12 protein-coding genes and 1 pseudogene are annotated in these 16,027 nt (G+C 71.1%); 8 read left to right on the top strand and 5 right to left on the bottom strand.

The window, feature by feature from the left end; translation table 11 throughout:
• The first annotated feature begins 11 nt into the window (after positions 1–11).
• Entirely contained in the window at positions 12–992 is a 981-nt protein-coding gene (locus AS857_RS13300; protein ID WP_058043308.1) for an ROK family protein, read from the top strand.
• A gap of 96 nt (positions 993–1,088) precedes the next feature.
• Here AS857_RS13300 and AS857_RS13305 read toward each other — a convergent pair whose 3' ends face one another.
• On the bottom strand, positions 1,089–2,534 hold the full coding sequence (locus AS857_RS13305; protein WP_058043309.1) for a glyceraldehyde-3-phosphate dehydrogenase: 1,446 nt from the start codon (positions 2,532–2,534) through the stop codon (positions 1,089–1,091).
• Between the two features lie 285 nt (positions 2,535–2,819).
• Here AS857_RS13305 and AS857_RS13310 point away from each other — a divergent pair, with 285 nt between their 5' ends.
• Positions 2,820–3,746 (top strand): NADP-dependent oxidoreductase, encoded by a 927-nt coding sequence (locus AS857_RS13310; RefSeq protein ID WP_058043310.1) that lies wholly within the window; start codon positions 2,820–2,822, stop codon positions 3,744–3,746.
• A gap of 58 nt (positions 3,747–3,804) precedes the next feature.
• On the top strand, positions 3,805–4,740 hold the full coding sequence (locus tag AS857_RS13315) for an AraC family transcriptional regulator (protein ID WP_058043311.1): 936 nt from the start codon (positions 3,805–3,807) through the stop codon (positions 4,738–4,740).
• A gap of 12 nt (positions 4,741–4,752) precedes the next feature.
• On the opposite strand, the gene AS857_RS13320 is transcribed toward AS857_RS13315, so the two are convergent.
• Positions 4,753–5,382, bottom strand: a complete 630-nt coding sequence (locus tag AS857_RS13320) for a histidine phosphatase family protein (protein WP_058043312.1) — start codon at positions 5,380–5,382, stop codon at positions 4,753–4,755.
• A gap of 82 nt (positions 5,383–5,464) precedes the next feature.
• Between AS857_RS13320 and AS857_RS13325 the strand changes: the two genes are divergently transcribed.
• From AS857_RS13325 to AS857_RS13345, 5 genes and pseudogenes are all read left to right on the top strand, one after another.
• Entirely contained in the window at positions 5,465–5,941 is a 477-nt protein-coding gene (locus AS857_RS13325) for a DUF6314 family protein (protein ID WP_058043313.1), read from the top strand.
• 142 nt (positions 5,942–6,083) lie between these two features.
• Positions 6,084–7,825 (top strand): annotated as a pseudogene (locus tag AS857_RS13330) (pyruvate dehydrogenase).
• A 107-nt stretch (positions 7,826–7,932) separates the two neighbouring features.
• A complete protein-coding gene (locus AS857_RS13335; RefSeq protein WP_058043314.1) occupies positions 7,933–8,493 on the top strand; it encodes a PadR family transcriptional regulator in 561 nt (186 codons plus the stop codon).
• 47 nt (positions 8,494–8,540) lie between these two features.
• A complete protein-coding gene (locus AS857_RS13340) occupies positions 8,541–10,262 on the top strand; it encodes an acyl-CoA dehydrogenase family protein (RefSeq protein ID WP_058043315.1) in 1,722 nt (573 codons plus the stop codon).
• Positions 10,263–10,466: 204 nt separating this feature from the next.
• Entirely contained in the window at positions 10,467–12,182 is a 1,716-nt protein-coding gene (locus AS857_RS13345) for a GAF domain-containing sensor histidine kinase (RefSeq protein WP_058043316.1), read from the top strand.
• 630 nt (positions 12,183–12,812) lie between these two features.
• Here AS857_RS13345 and AS857_RS13350 read toward each other — a convergent pair.
• The 3 genes from AS857_RS13350 to AS857_RS42350 all read right to left on the bottom strand — a co-directional run bounded on the left by AS857_RS13350 (position 12,813) and on the right by AS857_RS42350 (position 15,854).
• Positions 12,813–13,556: a response regulator gene (locus AS857_RS13350; protein WP_079110292.1), complete on the bottom strand. Its 744-nt coding sequence runs from the start codon at positions 13,554–13,556 to the stop codon at positions 12,813–12,815.
• 292 nt (positions 13,557–13,848) lie between these two features.
• Positions 13,849–14,364 (bottom strand): hypothetical protein, encoded by a 516-nt coding sequence (locus AS857_RS13355; RefSeq protein ID WP_058043318.1) that lies wholly within the window; start codon positions 14,362–14,364, stop codon positions 13,849–13,851.
• 86 nt (positions 14,365–14,450) lie between these two features.
• Positions 14,451–15,854 (bottom strand): HNH endonuclease, encoded by a 1,404-nt coding sequence (locus AS857_RS42350; protein ID WP_079110293.1) that lies wholly within the window; start codon positions 15,852–15,854, stop codon positions 14,451–14,453.
• Positions 15,855–16,027: the final 173 nt, after the last annotated feature.

Raw genomic sequence — 16,027 nt, forward strand, 5'->3', positions numbered from 1 at the left:
GAGTGTCCCCCATGCGCCCACGGTTCCACGACGACGACCGGCTCGCCATCGGACTCGACATCGGAGGCACGAAGATCGCAGCAGGAGTGGTCGACGCGGGAGGCCGCATCGTCGAACGGGTCCCGGCCGTGCCGTGCCCCTCCGACCAGGCGGCCATCCTGAAGGCCGTTTCCGTCCTGGTCGAAGAACTGCACTCCCGGAATCCCGGGACCGTCGCCGTCGGCGTCGGAGCGGCGGGCCTCATCCACTGGCCCGAAGGCCGCATCCGGACCGCTCCCAACAATGCCTACCGCGATCTGCCGCTCCGCCGCCTGCTCCAGGAAGCCACCGGACTGCCGGCCCTTGTCGACAACGATGCCAATGCCGCCTGCTGGGCGGAGTACCGCAAGGGAAACAGCGCCGCCTACATGGCATTCGTCACCGTGGGCACCGGCGTCGGCGGCGGTCTCGTCCTGGCGGACCGACTCTTCCGCGGCCGCACCGGGATCGCCATGGAATTCGGGCACACGATCGTCGACCCGCACGGCACCGAACGCTGCGGCTGCGGCATCGTCGGCTGCCTCGAACCCCTTGCCTCCGGGCGGGCGCTCGGTCGCTACGGCAGCGCGGCGGCCGCGGCCGAACCCGGCGGGACGCTGGCCACGCTCGCCGGAGGGCCCGGCCGCGTGACCGGGGAGACGGTCTCCGCAGCCGCGCGCACCGGAGACCCGGCCGCACGTGCCCAGTTGGAACGCCTCGGCCACTGGCTCGGCATCGGCATCGCGACGCTCGTCAACCTCTTCGACGTCGAGCTGGTGGTCGTCGGCGGCGGCGTCGCGGAAGCCGGTGAACTGCTGCTGGCCCCCACCCGTTCGAGCTTCGCCCGGTACGTCACCGCGGGCGCCCACCGTGAACTCCCGGACATCAGGCCGGCCCGCCTCGGGCCGGAGGCGGGGTGGATCGGCGCGGCCCTCCTGGCCCTGGATCAGGACGGGCCGGACGGGGGAGTGTGAGAGGCCCACGGAAAACGGCCGGGCGGCCACCTCGCCGTTGAGGTGGCCGCCCGGCCGCGGCGTTCGGGAACGCCGGAGAAGACAAGTGCGCCGGGATCAGACCTGCGGCACCGGGAAGGTCGGGTACTCCACCCCGGACACGTGCTGGACGACACGGATGACCTGGCAGGAGTAGCCGAACTCGTTGTCGTACCACAGATAGAGGATCGCGTTGTCGCCGTCGACCTTGGTGGCGCCGGCGTCGACGATCGAGGCGTGGCGCGAGCCGACGAAGTCCATGGACACGGCGTCGGGGGCGGTGGTGAAGTCGATCTGGCGCTTCAGCGGCGAGTTCAGCGAGACGTCGCGGAGGTACTCGAGGACCTCCTCGCGGTTGGTCTCGCGCCCGAGCCGCAGGCTGAGGATCGCGATCGAGACGTCCGGCACCGGAACGCGGATCGAGCTGCCGGTGATCGGCGCCTTGAGGTCGGGCAGCGCCTTGGCGACGGCCGAGGCGGCACCGGTCTCGGTGATGACCATGTTCAGCGGCGCGGAACGGCCGCGGCGGTCGGCCTTGTGGTAGTTGTCCAGCAGGTTCTGGTCGTTCGTGAACGAGTGGACCGTCTCCACGTGGCCGCGCAGCACGCCGTACTCGTCGTCCATCGCCTTCAGCGGCGGGACGATCGCGTTGGTGGTGCAGGACGCGCAGGACAGGACCCGCTCGTCCGGCTTGATCATGTCGTGGTTGACGCCGTGCACGATGTTGGGCACGTCGCCCTTGCCGGGCGCGGTCAGGACGACCTTGTCGATGCCGGGGCGCAGGTGCTTGGACAGGCCCTCGCGGTCGCGCCACTTGCCCGTGTTGTCGATGAGGATGGCGTCCTCGATGCCGTACGCCGTGTAGTCGACCTCGGACGGGTCGTTGGCGTAGATCACCTTGATCTCGTTGCCGTTGGCGACGATCGTGCTGGTCGCCTCGTCGACGGTGATCGTGCCCTGGAACTGGCCGTGGATGGAGTCGCGCCGCAGCAGCGAGGCGCGCTTCACGATGTCCTGGTCGCCGCCCTGGCGGACGACGATGGCGCGCAGCCGCAGGCCGTTGCCCGAACCGGCCTTCTCGATGAGGAGGCGGGCGACGAGGCGGCCGATGCGGCCGAAGCCGTAGAGGACGACGTCGCGGCCCTCGCACCGCTCGATCTTGTTGTCACCCGTGGCGCCGGCGACGGCCTCGGCGGTGAAGTCCTCCACCGAGAGACCGCGGTCGTCGGCCTTGTACGTGGCGGCGAGCATGCCGAGGTCGATCTGGGAAGGGCCGAGATCGAGCGTGGTCAGGGCCTGCAGGAACGGCAGCGTCTCGGTGACCGAGAGCTCCTCGCCGGCTATCTGCCGGGCGAAACGGTGGGTCTTCAGGATGCTGACCACCGACTTGTTCACCAGGGAGCGGCTGTGGAGGAGGACCGTGACGTCCTGCTCCCGGTGCAGCTTCCCGATGATCGGGATCATCGACTCCGCGATCTCCTCGCGGTTCTTCCAGCTTGTGAACGAGTCCTCGTTGACAGTCACAGGTGCAGGTCCATCTCTCGATCGAGCTAGGCGGCGCTCATATGCTAACCCCACACTCTTTTGACTGTTCAAGCGGTGTCGCTGAGGGGAATCCCACACTCCGGAGCGCGGTCGCCGCGTGCCCTGGAGTAGCCGCCCCCGGGGATGGTTCAGGATCCCGGCCGTGAAGACGATGGGACATCTTTCCAAGACCCAGGGATATTCATCCGCTCATTCGATCTCCCTAATGTTGAGCACATCAACCGCCGGGGACACCGCCCCGGCCCCTCACAGGGAGAGATCACCATGCGCGCTGTCGTCCAGAAGTCCTTCGGAGGCCCCGAGGTCCTGGAGGTCGTCGAGACCGAGCGTCCCACCCCCCTCGGCGGCGAGGTCCTCGTCCGCGTCCACGCCAGCGGCGTGAACCCGGTCGACGTGGCCGTCCGCTCCGGCGCGTACCCGCTGCTCGGCGAGCCGCCCTTCGGCGTCGGCTGGGACATCTCCGGCGTCGTCGAGGAGGCCGGCCCGGGCGCCCGCTTCAAGCCGGGTGACGAGGTCTTCGGCATGCCGTTCTTCCCGCGCGCCGCCACCGGCTACGCCGAGTACGTCGCCGTGCCGTCCCGCCAGGTGGCCCGCAAGCCCGCCGGCCTCGACCACGTGCACGCCGCGGCCCTCCCGCTCGCCGCGCTCACCGCCTGGCAGGGACTGGTGGACGCGGCCCGGATCACCGAAGGGCAGCGGGTGCTGATCCACCGCGCCGCCGGCGGCGTCGGCCACCTCGCCGTGCAGATCGCCAAGGCCCGAGGCGCCCACGTGATCGCCATGGCGAGCGCCCCCAAGCACGACTTCCTGCGCGGCCTGGGCGCCGACGAGGTCATCGACTACCGCACCACCGACTTCACGGAGGCGGTCAAGGACGTCGACGTCGTCTTCGACTCCTCCTCCGAAGGCGTCCGCTCCCTGTCAGTCCTGCGTCCCGGCGGCACGCTCGTCAGCATCATGGAGCACTGGAACCAGGAGCTCGCCGCCCAGGTCGAGGCCGCGGGCCGGAACTTCGCCGGAATCTCCGTCGAGCCCGACTACGCCTCGCTGGAGGCGATCGCCGCCCTCGTGGACGCCGGCCGCATCCGCCCCCACGTCGCCGAAACGTTCCCCCTGGCCGAGGCCGCCGCGGCCCACGAGGCGGTCGGATCGGGCCGTACCCAGGGCAAGATCGTCCTGACCGTGGACTGACACGGGCCGGGACGTAGGCTGGCCGGACGGCCGGTGACGGGGACGAGAGGGGACGGCGTTGGACATCCTGACCGAGGCGCTGGGCTCGATGCGGACCGGGCAGCCCAGGTCCGTACGCACCCACGGCCGCGCCCCCTGGGGGCTGCGCCTCCCCCCGGTCGCCGGCGCCGGCTTCCACGTGGTGCTGCACGGCACCTGCTGGCTCGTCCCCCTCGGCGACGCGCCGCACCTGAAGCCCCTCGCCCTCGGCCCGGGCGACGTGGTCTTCCTGCGCGACGGCCGCGGGCACATCCTCGCCGACGACCCCGCCACGCCGGCCGAAGCGGAGCGGCCGGAGCAGTTCCGGCCCGGCTCGCCGCTCGGCACGGTCACCATCGGCGGCGACGGCCCCAGTACCAGCCTGCTGTGCGGCAACTACCACCTGGACCAGGGGCGCCCCCACCCCCTGGTGAGCCGGCTCCCCGAGATCATCCACCTCCCCACCCGGCACGGCCGCCACCCCGAACTGAGCGCCGCCGTCCAGCTCCTCGGCACGGAGCTGGAGAACCCCCGCATCGGATCGGCCGGCATCGTCCCCGCGCTCATCGACTCGCTGCTCCTCTACATCCTGCGCGCCTGGTTCGAGGACCAGCCCCCGACGGCGGCCAAGGGCTGGGCGGCCGCCCTCGGCGACAGCGCCGTCGCCCCGGCGCTCTCCGCCGTCCACGCGGACCCGGCCGCCCAGTGGACCGTCGAGGCGCTCGCCGAGCGCGTGGGCCTGTCCCGCGCGGCCTTCGCCCGCCGCTTCACGGCCCTCGTCGGAGAGCCGCCCATGGCCTATCTGACCCGCTGGCGCATGACGACCGCCGCCCGGCTGCTGCGCGAGACCGACGCTCCGCTCACCACCGTCGCGGCCCGGACCGGATACGGCTCCGAATACGCCTTCGCCAAGGCGTTCAAACGCGAATACGGCCGGGCCCCGGGCGGCTACCGCCGGGAGGCCCGGGCCGCGTGAGGCACACCGCGGTCACGAGCCGAGGTGCCGGGTGTCACCGAGGCCGACGACCTGGCGGTTGTGGAAGAAGTCGTCCTCGCGCAGCGTGGTGATGCTGCCCGGGGCCGCCCGGAAGCCGACACGGCCCAGCGCCTCGAACGGCATCCCGATCCACGCCGCCACGACGAACGTCAGGGCGAAACCGTGCGTCACGAGGACCTGGTGCGCGCAGGGGCGGCGCAGGATCTCGTCCACGGCCGCGTAGACGCGCCGGGCGAAGACCGCTCTGGTCTCGGCCCCCGGCACGCCCTCGTGGTGTCCCATCCGGTCCCCGGTGACCGGAGGCGGGACGAACCGCCGGTCCAGCCACTCCTGCGGCCTTCCCTCGGCCTCCCCGTAGGACTTCTCCCGCAGCCTGCGATCCAGGACCGGTTCCACGCCGAGGAGCGCGGCCACCTCTTCGGCCGTCTCCCGGGTCCGCTGCAGGTCGGAGGAGAACAGCTCCACCCCGGCGCCGTCGGGGACCGCGGCCCGCAGCGCCCGGGCGATGGAGGCCGCCGCGCGCCTGCCCGCCGGCGTGAGCCGTGAATCGTGCCAGCCGCCGACCACCCCTTCGACGTGGTGCGTCGCTTCCGGGTGCGTGACGACGTAGACGCTGCGCATCAGTGCGTGCCCTTCTCGTGGGGTCCTCACCCTGTGCCGCCGCGAGGCCCGTCGCCCCACGGCGGCGGGGGATGATGGGGCGGTGAACCGCGCCGCCCATGATCCGACACCCGTCAGGGATTCGGCACCCCGTCCCGTCCCCGACGCCCTCGCCTACCTGTCCGGGCAGTGGACGGTCGACCGCACCCTGCTCGACCTGGACACCGGCGCCGGCGGGTCGTTCCACGGCACGGCCGTCTTCCGGCCCGCCGATGACGGCGCGTCCGTACTGCACGTCGAGGACGGCGAGCTGAGCTGGGGCGGCGCGGTCAACCGGGCCGGGCGGACGCTCCGGCTGCTGGCCCGGCCGGACGGCACGGCCGAGGTGCTGTTCGCCGACGGCCGGCCCTTCCACGACCTCGACCTGCGCACGGGGCACTGGACCACCCGCCACCCCTGCGGGCGGGACGGCTACGACGCCACGTTCACCGTCGTCTCACCCGACGAATGGCACGTGCAGTGGCGTACCACCGGCCCGGCCAAGGACCACCTCCAGCGCTCGGTGTACCGGCGGCGCTAGGCGGCCGGTCGCCGCAGCGCCCCGCGCCCGCCCCTTCCTGCCAGGGATGCACCGGCAGGTGTTCTGTGGATTGATGGGGGCAGGGGCGGAGAGACCGGCCGCGCGCCGGTCCTTGCGACCGGCGATGCGGGAGGACGGGTTCATGCCGAAGGAGACGGTGGCGGAGCAGTTCGTGGACATCCTGGCGCGTGCCGGGGTGCGGCGGCTCTACGGGGTCGTCGGGGACAGCCTCAACCCGGTCGTGGACGCGGTGCGCCGCAATGCCGCCGTCGACTGGGTCCAGGTCCGGCACGAGGAGGCCGCCGCCTTCGCCGCGGGGGCGGAGGCCCAGCTGACCGGCAGGCTGGCGGCTTGCGCGGGCTCCTGCGGCCCGGGAAACCTGCACCTCATCAACGGCCTCTACGACGCCCACCGCTCCATGGCCCCCGTGCTCGCGCTCGCTTCGCACATCCCGAGCGGCGAGATCGGCACCGGCTTCTTCCAGGAGACCCATCCGGACCAGCTGTTCCGCGAGTGCAGCCACTACTGCGAGCTGGTCTCCAACCCGCAGCAGATGCCGCGGGTGCTGCGGACCGGCATCCAGAACGCCGTCGGACGCGGCGGCGTCAGCGTCATCGTCCTGCCCGGCGACGTCGCGGGGGAGCAGGCCCCGGCCCGCTCGGGCGAGCACGCGCTGGTCACGGCCCGGCCGTCGGTGCGGCCCGGGGACGCGGAGATCGACGCCCTCGCCCGGATGGTCGACGAGGCGGGGAAGGTGACGCTGTTCTGCGGCAGCGGCACGGCGGGGGCCCACGAGGAGGTGATGCGCTTCGCGGAGCGGGTCAAGGCTCCCGTCGGGCACGCGCTGCGCGGCAAGGAGTGGATCCAGTACGACAACCCCTACGACGTCGGCATGAGCGGCCTGCTCGGCTACGGGGCCGCCTACGAGGCCACCCACGAGTGCGACCTGCTGATCCTGCTGGGCACCGACTTCCCGTACAGCGCCTTCCTGCCGGACGACGTGAAGATCGTGCAGGTGGACGTGCGGCCCGAGCACCTGGGCCGCGGTCCGCGCTCGACCTCGCGGTGTGGGGCGACGTCCGCGAGACGCTGCGCTGCCTGACGCCGCGGGTGCAGGTCAAGAGCAGCCGGAAGTTCCTCGACAAGATGCTCGCGAAGCACGCCGACGCGCTCGAAGGCGTCGTGAAGGCGTACACGCGGAAGGTGGAGAAGCGCACGCCGATCCACCCGGAGTACGTGGCCTCCGTCCTGGACGAGGAAGCAGCCGAAGATGCGGTCTTCACCGTCGACACCGGGATGAACAACGTCTGGGCGGCCCGCTACCTCACCCCGAACGGCCGACGCCGCGTCATCGGCTCCTTCACCCACGGGTCGATGGCGAACGCCCTGCCCCAGGCCATCGGGGCGCAGTTCCTGGACCGGGACCGGCAGGTCGTCTCGATGTCCGGCGACGGCGGGTTCTCCATGCTGATGGGCGACTTCCTGACGCTGGTGCAGTACGGCCTGCCGGTGAAGGTGGTGCTGTTCAACAACTCGTCGCTGGGCATGGTCGAGCTGGAGATGATGGTGGGCGGCCTCCCGGCGTACGGAACGGCCAACCACAACCCCGATTTCGCGGCCATCGCGGGCGCGGCCGGTGCGTACGGCGTGCGGGTGGAGAAGCCGAAGCAGGTGCGGGGTGCCCTGCGGGACGCGTTCCGGCACAAGGGCCCGGCGCTGGTGGACATCGTGACCGACCCCAACGCCCTGTCGATCCCGCCGAAGATCACCGCGGACATGGTCGGCGGTTTCGCCCTGTCGGCGGGACGGATGGTCCTGGAGGGCGGCGTGGGCCGGATGGTCCAGATGGCGCGCTCGAACCTGCGCAACATCCCGCGCCCCTGAGGGCCACTTCGCCCGGACCCGGCCCCGAGGCGCGGCGGCGAGTGAGCCGCGTCTCACCCGGGCGGCGGTGCTTGTCTATGAAACGAGTTGCATAGCAGGATCCGGGTATGGCGCTCGAGCACGCGATCCTCGTCTCCCTGCTGGAGAAGCCGGGCTCCGGCTACGAGCTGGCCCGGCGCTTCGAGCGGTCCATCGGCTACTTCTGGACCGCCACCCACCAGCAGATCTACCGCGTCCTCAAGCGGATGGAGGGCGACGGCCGGCTCGACGTGCGCGAGGTGCCGCAGCAGGGCCGGCCGGACAAGAAGGAGTACTCCGTCGCCGCCCCCGGGCGCGCCGCTCTCTCCGACTGGCTCCACGAGCCGATCGAACCCGAGAGCGTCCGGCACGACCTCGCCGTGAAGATCCGCGGCGCGGCCTTCGACGACCCGGCCGCACTGATCCGCGAGGTCGAACGCCACCACCGGGCGCACTCCGACCGGCTCGCGCACTACCTCGCGGGGGAGCGGCGCGACTTCACCGGGCCCGAGGCGCCCGGCACGCCCGGCGACGCCGGGCGGGAGCTCCAGCACGTCGTCCTGCGCGGCGGCATCGCCTACGAGCGCATGACGATCGCCTGGCTCGACGACGTCCTTGCCACGCTCCACCGGCTCCGGGCCGGGCACTGACCTGCAGACCACACCCTCCGATCTCCACGCCGGAAAGGCGAACCTCCATGGCCGACCAGCTGCTCTTCAACCCGCGCACCTACGACCCCGCGCACTTCGACCCCGAGACCCGCAGGCTGCTGCGCGCCACCGTCGACTGGTTCGAGGAGCGCGGCAAGCGCAAGCTGATCGAGGACTACCGCTCCCGCGCCTGGCTGGCGGACTTCCTCGCCTTCTCGGCCAAGGAGGGCCTGTTCGCCACCTTCCTGACGCCGTCCTCCGCCGCCGACGGGAACGAGGACAAGCGCTGGGACACCGCCCGCATAGCCGCCCTCAACGAGATCTTCGGCTTCTACGGGCTCGACTACTGGTACGCGTGGCAGGTCACCATCCTCGGCCTCGGCCCGGTCTGGCAGAGCGACAACGCCACCGCCCGCGCCCGCGCAGCCGAACTCCTCGCCCAGGGCGAGGTGTTCGCCTTCGGCCTGTCCGAGAAGGCCCACGGCGCCGACATCTACTCCACCGACATGCTCCTGGAGCCGGACGGCGACGGCGGCTTCCGGGCGAGCGGCTCCAAGTACTACATCGGCAACGGCAACGCCGCAGGTCTCGTCTCCGTCTTCGGCCGCCGCACCGACGTCGAGGGCCCCGACGGCTACGTCTTCTTCGCCGCCGACAGCCGCCACGAGGCGTACCACCTCGTCAAGAACGTCGTCGACTCGTCGAAGTACGTCAGCGAGTTCCGCCTGGAGGACTACCCGGTCGCGGCCGAGGACGTCCTGCACACCGGCCGCGCCGCCTTCGACGCCGCCCTCAACACCGTCAACGTCGGCAAGTTCAACCTCTGCACCGGTGCCATCGGCATCTGCGAGCACGCGATGTACGAGGCCGTCACCCACGCGCACAACCGCATCCTCTACGGCCGCCCGGTCACCGCCTTCCCGCACGTGCGCCGCGAGCTGACCGACGCCTACGTCCGCCTCGTCGGGATGAAGCTCTTCAGCGACCGCGCCGTCGACTACTTCCGCTCCGCCGGCCCCGACGACCGCCGCTACCTCCTCTTCAACCCCATGACGAAGATGAAGGTGACCACGGAGGGCGAGAAGGTCATCGACCTGATGTGGGACGTCATCGCGGCCAAGGGCTTCGAGAAGGACACCTACTTCGCCCAGGCAGCCACCGAGATCCGGGGCCTGCCGAAGCTGGAGGGCACCGTCCACGTCAACCTCGCGCTGATCCTGAAGTTCATGGGCAACCACCTGCTGAACCCGGCCGAGTACGCGCCCGTGCCGACCCGACTCGACGCGGCCGACGACGACTTCCTCTTCCGCCAGGGACCGGCCCGCGGCCTGGGCGCCATCCGCTTCCACGACTGGCGCACCGCCTACGACGCCTACGCCGACGTGCCCAACGTCGGCCGCTTCCGGGAGCAGGCGGACGCGCTGTGCGAGTTCGTCACCACCGCCGCCCCCGACGAGGAGCAGAGCCGCGACCTCGACCTCCTCCTCGCCGTCGGCCAGCTCTTCGCGCTCGTCGTGCACGGCCAGCTGATCCTGGAGCAGGCCCGCCTGACCGGCCTCGACCGGGACGTGCTCGACGAGCTGTTCGCCGTCCTCGTCCGCGACTTCTCCGCGCACGCCGTCGAACTGCACGGCAAGGACTCCGCCACCGAGGAGCAGCAGCGGTGGGCCCTCGGCGCGGTCCGCCGCCCCGTCGTCGACGACGCCCGCTCGGCCCGCGTCTGGGAGCGCGTCGAGGCGCTGTCCGGCGCGTACGAGATGGCGCCGTAACCCACCTCCGGCCGGGGCCACTCCGGCACCGGTGACCGCTCCACGCCACCTCGGTCCTGTCCCGCTCGCATCGGGGCGGGACCGGGGCCGTTCTCCCACGGAGCCGCTTCTTCCGGCCCGGGCGGGCGCATCCGTTTCTGCCCCGCCCCGGGACCGATACGGTGGTCCGACGAGACACACCTCGCCCGTTCGTGAGGAGACGCGTTGGAGACCGCCGGGGGTGGTTCGGTGCGGCTGCCGCACCTCAGACTGGACGAGCTGCTGGGGGAGCTCCAGGCGCGGCTCGACACCGCACGCGGTACGTGGGACCGGGTGCACAGCCTGCTGGAGGCAGTGCTGTCGGTGGGGCGCGAACTGGACCTGGAGCACGTGCTGCGCCGGATCATCGAGGCGGCGGTGGTGCTGGTGGACGCGCAGTACGGGGCGCTGGGGGTCATCGGGCAGGACGGGCGCACGCTCTCGCAGTTCCTCACGGTCGGGCTGACGGACGAGCAGATCAAGGCCATCGGGCCGTTCCCCTCGGGGCACGGGCTCCTCGGGGAGCTGATCCGGCACCCCGCGCCGCTGCGTCTGCCGAAGATCTCCGAGCACGCCGCCTCGTACGGCTTCCCGCCCAACCACCCGCCGATGCACAGCTTCGTGGGCGTCCCCATCCGCGTCCGCGACCAGGTGTTCGGGAACTTGTACCTGACCGAGAAGCGCGGCGGGGCGGATTTCGACGCCGAGGACGAGGCGGTGCTCTCCACGCTCGCCGTCGCCGCCGGCGTCGCCATCGACAACGCCCGGCTGTACGAGGAGTCCACGCGGCGCGAACGGTGGCTGCGGGCGAGCGCCCGGGTGACGACCAGTCTGATGTCCGGCAGCCCGCGGCAGGACGTGATGGCCCAGATCGCCGAGCTGGCCAAGGAGATCACCGAGGCCGAGCTGGCGACGGTCTCGCTGCCGCTGGACGACGGGTCCGCGCTGACCGTCGAGGTCGCCACGGGCGGACTGGCCGACGCCATCCGCGGAGTCGCCCTCCCCGTCGAAGGGACCCTGGTCGGCGTCGTGCTCTCCGAGCGCGAGCCGGTGTGCAGCCTCAGCGTCGACGAGGACCCGCGGGTCTCCGCGGTGCCCAAGTCGCTGACGGGGCTGGGACCGGCGGTGGCGGTGCCGATCAAGTCCGGTCAGACGGTGATCGGCGTGCTCTTCCTGGCCCGGGGCACGGGGCGGCCGGTGTTCTCGCAGGAGGAGATCGAGCCCCTGCTGAACTTCGCCGGGCAGGCGGCCATGGCCATGGAGCTGGCGGAGCGCCGGGCGGACGCCGAGCAGCTCACGCTGCTGGAGGACCGCGACCGGATCGCCCGCGACCTGCACGACCTGGCGATCCAGCGGCTGTTCGCCACGGGGATGACGCTGCAGAGCGCGGACCGCTTCATCGACCACGCGGAGGCGTCGGAGCGCGTGCAGCGGGCGGTGAACGACCTCGACGAGACCATCAAGATCATCAGGGCGACGATCTTCGGCCTGCGGTCCCGGGAGACCGCGCCCCAGCACGGGCTGCGCACCCGCGTCGTGCAGACCGTCGGAGGCGCCGCCACGCTCCTCGGCTTCGCGCCGGGCCTGCGGATGGAGGGCCTGCTGGACACCCAGGTGCCGCGCGCCGTCATCGACGACGCGGTGGCGGTCCTGGCGGAGGCCCTGACGAACGTCGTCCGGCACGCCCGCGCCACGTCCGTCGGCGTCTCCGTGGTCAACGACGGCCGGGACCTGGTGCTCACCGTCACCGACGACGGCGTCGGCATGCCCGGCGACGGGCGCCGCAGCGGGTTGCGCAACCTCACCGAACGCGCGGAACGGCACGGCGGGCAACTGCTGCTCTCCGCGCCCTCCGGCGACGGCACGGTACTGACCTGGCGCGTTCCCATCCCGGCGGAATAGCCGCGGGCCGGTTGTCCCGCCGCCCTGCCGTGCCGTAAAGAAGTTCAAAATTCAAGGGGCTGGGTGTCCCTTGCCACGGCACCACCGGGGGCGTCTTGGTGCACCCCCGTGCGCACGGGTCGACCCCCGATCCGCGGGGGGCCGATCGGCCCCATGGGGAGGGACTGACCGTCCCCGTGGTCCCGGAGGGTGTTCCCCCGAAAGTGGATATCCGGCCGATGAACGGCCGGAGACGGGGGAAAGTCATGCAGGCGAACGACAACACAACGAAAACAACGGCCCATCGGGCCCGTGGCCGTGCAGCCGCGCTGCGGTCGGCCTGGATCGCGCAACTCCTGTGCCTGGGCACGCTGGGCTGGGTACGGGACGCCTCGATCAGCGCGCTGGGTCCGTTCTCCGTGGCGGGCTTCGTGCTGTTCCTCGGCTGTGAGGCGGCGGCCGCCCTGTTCATCGCCCGCGCCCGGCGCAGGAATGCGGCACCGGCAGGCTTACGGCCGTCAGCCCGGTGCACCGGGTGTACGGACGGATGTGCGAATGAATGCAGGGACGGCTGTGGCCGAGCGGGTGCCGACGAGGCGGCCGCGGGCATCTGACGGCGGCGTGACGCGCTCACGCCGGCAGCGGTCCGGCTCAGCCCTGGCGGCCGGACTGCTCCCGGCGGTCCCCGGGTTCGCCCGCCTGCGGGCCCGGCTCGGGGGCGGCCCGGCCGGCCTGCGTGGCGAGGACGGCGGCCTGGATGCGGCGCTCGACGCCGAGTTTGGCGAGCAGCCGCGAGATGTGGTTCTTGACCGTCTTCTCGGACAGGAACAAGCTCTTGCCGATCTGACGGTTGGTGAGCCCGTCACCGATCAGCGCGAGGATGTCGCGCTCGCGGGGCGAGAGGTCGGCGAGCCGCTCGTCGCCGGGTCCGGCGTCCTCGCCGTCCCCGCGCAGGCTCGTCATCAGGCGCGTGGTCGTGGCCGGGTCCAGCATGGACTGGCCGGAGGCGACGGTGCGGATGGCGGAGACGAGGTCGGACCCCTTGATCTGCTTGAGGACGTACCCGGCGGCCCCGGCCATGATCGCGTCCAGGAGGGCATCGTCGTCGTCGAACGAGGTCAGCATCAGACAGGCGAGCCCCGGCATCCGCGAGCGCAGCTCCCGGCACACGGTGATGCCGTCGCCGTCCGGCAGCCGGACGTCCAGGACGGCGACGTCGGGGCGGAGGGCGGGTCCCCGGGCGAGGGCGTGGTCGACGGTTCCCGCTTCGCCGGCGACCACGATGTCGTCCTCGGCGTCCAGCAGGTCGTGAACGCCCCGCCGGACCACCTCGTGGTCGTCCAGGAGGAAGACCCGGATCGGCCTGTCCTGGGAGAACACCTCTGTCTGGTCCACAACCGGCTCCCGTCGACGGGTCGGCGCACCGCTGCGCTGCACCGATCATGATCTGCCGGGGGCGGCGCCCGCCATGGGCCGAACGGCCCTGAGAGGGATCAGCCGCCCCGCAGCCGGGCGGCCCTCGCCCTCCTGCCACCAGGAGCCTTCAGCGGCCCCTCGGCGCGGGCGCCGGGTCGATGAAGTTCTGGTAGGTCCCGCCGCTGGAGTGGGCGTCGACGGCGTGGAAACCGGAGTCGGCCCACTGCTTCGCCGCGATCTGCGTAGGAGCGGCGTGAGCGCGCCGACAACCTCAGCTCACGAGCGACTCGCGCATGCGGTCCAGCCCTCGCAGCACCTCGTCACGGTTCTTCGCCTGCTTGATCCACGCCGGAAGGCGGCCGATGGCCCCCATCTTGCGCCAGGGTTCGTACCAGGGGTCGTGCTCACGCAGTGTCGCCTGCACGTACCGCCGCAGCAGGTCGAGGTGTTCCGGGGTGTACGCCCACAGGAAGCCGTGCCGCGTCCGGGTCTGGAGCCACAGCGGCGCCTGGAAATAGGGGTCGTTCATCTCGGGGTCGCCGTACCAGTGGAAAGTGATCGGCCATGTCTTGTCCCGCTTCCGGGACAGCCCGCAGTGGCGGCACACGAGCCGCCGCTCCGCGGACCACGTGAGCGTCGCGTCGTCGGCTTCGCGGGGCTCCGGAACGACCTGTGCCTGTTGCTCGCACCTCGGGCAGCACACCAGCACCCGGTCGGAAGAGGCGAAGTGGTACTTGTCGTGTCCGGGGTCCCGGAAGCGTAGGGGAGGAGCGGAGGCGGTGGGCACCGCCCCAGTATGCACGGTACGTCCGTGCGGAGACCGGCGGACCAGGGCGAGCCGGATCGTGGGTGGGGGACAGGCGCGGATGGTGGTCACCGCAGTAGGCGGTTTGCCGGTCGGTGAGCTCCGTGTCCGGGGAGTTCTGGTGCGGGCCGCCCGGTTCTATAGCGTGGCGACTTCTTCCCGAGCCGCCACTCCATGACTGTCCGGTCCCCTTTGGCGAGGTTGCAGTCGGGGCACGCCGGCACCAGGTTCCCGATGCTGTCATCCCCACCTCGGGAAATCGGAATGATGTGCTCTTGATGCAGGGATTGAGACTTCTCGCCACAGTAGGCACATGCGCCCCCGTACCGATCCCACAGTCGCGCGAGTTCGCGCCCGGTTATGCCGTATCGCTTGGAACTGGCCAGCATCGCCCGGCGTTGATGGTTTCCGCGACGCTTCGCGGCACGGACCTTCTCCGGATTCGCCTCGAAGTAGGCGCGCCGGGAGCATCGACTCGAACAGTAGACGCGGTTCGCCGTACTGAGAGGCATACTCTCGCCGCAGTGGGCGCACGGGCGTGAACGGAGAGCTGTTCCCACCTTGCGCTTGTACTGGAATTTCAAGTAGCAGGACTGCCCACAGAATTTGGCAGTGGCTGGACGATGGGACATCGTGCCACCGCACCAGGCACAGGAGCGGGCTTTGGGCTTGGGCGTGTAGTTGGCGCGGTACCAGCATCCGTAGCCGCAGTACTTGCGGAGACCGTGTTCCTGTGCCTCGATCGGTTGCCCGCAGACCTCACAGTGCCGGTCTTGTTTCGCCTCTGCACGTTGCACCTTGCGACGCTCTGCCTGCGCAAGGTTGTTCATGGTGACCTGGCACTCAACCGAGCAGTAGAGAGCGAGGGCACGCCTCTCGGAAGGGACAGCCAGGCCGCAGCCTTTGCACGCAAGCGGCTCCGTGCGCACCTTCGGTTTGCTGCGAGCCTTGCATGGCTGACAATGCTGCGGTCTGCGCCCCGCTTTGCCCCCGGGCGATTCGAAGGGGCTCCCGCAGCCCTTGCACCAGAGGGTTATCGAGACCGGCCTTGACTCGGCTCGCTTCTCGCGCCGCCTGAGCAGCCGCTCCTCATGGGACATGGCGGGCTGACGCGGGACATGCCCCTGAGCCCTGTAGTAGCACTGCTGGCCGCAGTGCCTCGCGAAGGCCTTGAGGTGATTGATATCGGCACCGCAGACTTCGCACCTTCTGTCGCCCCGAAGGAGGCGCAGTTCCTCCATGCGCGCCGTGTGATGACTCTTGGACCTGCGGACGCTCGCGGCGGCCCTGTGCTCCTCGGAGCAGTAACGGGGAGGTGCGCCAGGGCGGTTCGGCCGAGCGAACCGGGTGCCGCACTCCTCGCAGGTGAGCATGGTCGGTCGGCGTGCTTCTCGGGCACATGCATCCGAACAGTACTTCGCCAGTCCGTGCCGGTGGCTGATGTCCACGCTGCATACAGCACATCTCCGCATGAGTTTCTGTCCCGCCCCCTCATCGTCGCGCCCGGCACGCACTCATCGTCGGCGTCGGCGTCAGCGTCGGCGTTCAAGGTAGGGCACGGCACTGACACGTTCAGGACTTTCTCGCCTGTGCCTCCGGGGGCGGAGTTGGCAGCGGAGCGCGTGGCCTGGAAGCCGGATGTGGG

Source organism: Streptomyces roseifaciens, from assembly GCF_001445655.1.
Classification (GTDB): domain Bacteria; phylum Actinomycetota; class Actinomycetes; order Streptomycetales; family Streptomycetaceae; genus Streptomyces; species Streptomyces aureoversilis.

Coding starts and splice junctions, on each gene's coding strand:
- AS857_RS13300 (WP_058043308.1), top strand. CDS start 12: ATGCGCCCACGGTTCCACGACGACGACCGGCTCGCCATCGGACTCGAC.
- AS857_RS13310 (WP_058043310.1), top strand. CDS start 2,820: ATGCGCGCTGTCGTCCAGAAGTCCTTCGGAGGCCCCGAGGTCCTGGAG.
- AS857_RS13320 (WP_058043312.1), bottom strand. CDS start 5,382: ATGCGCAGCGTCTACGTCGTCACGCACCCGGAAGCGACGCACCACGTC.
- AS857_RS13335 (WP_058043314.1), top strand. CDS start 7,933: ATGGCGCTCGAGCACGCGATCCTCGTCTCCCTGCTGGAGAAGCCGGGC.
- AS857_RS13340 (WP_058043315.1), top strand. CDS start 8,541: ATGGCCGACCAGCTGCTCTTCAACCCGCGCACCTACGACCCCGCGCAC.
- AS857_RS42350 (WP_079110293.1), bottom strand. CDS start 15,854: ATGCGGAGATGTGCTGTATGCAGCGTGGACATCAGCCACCGGCACGGA.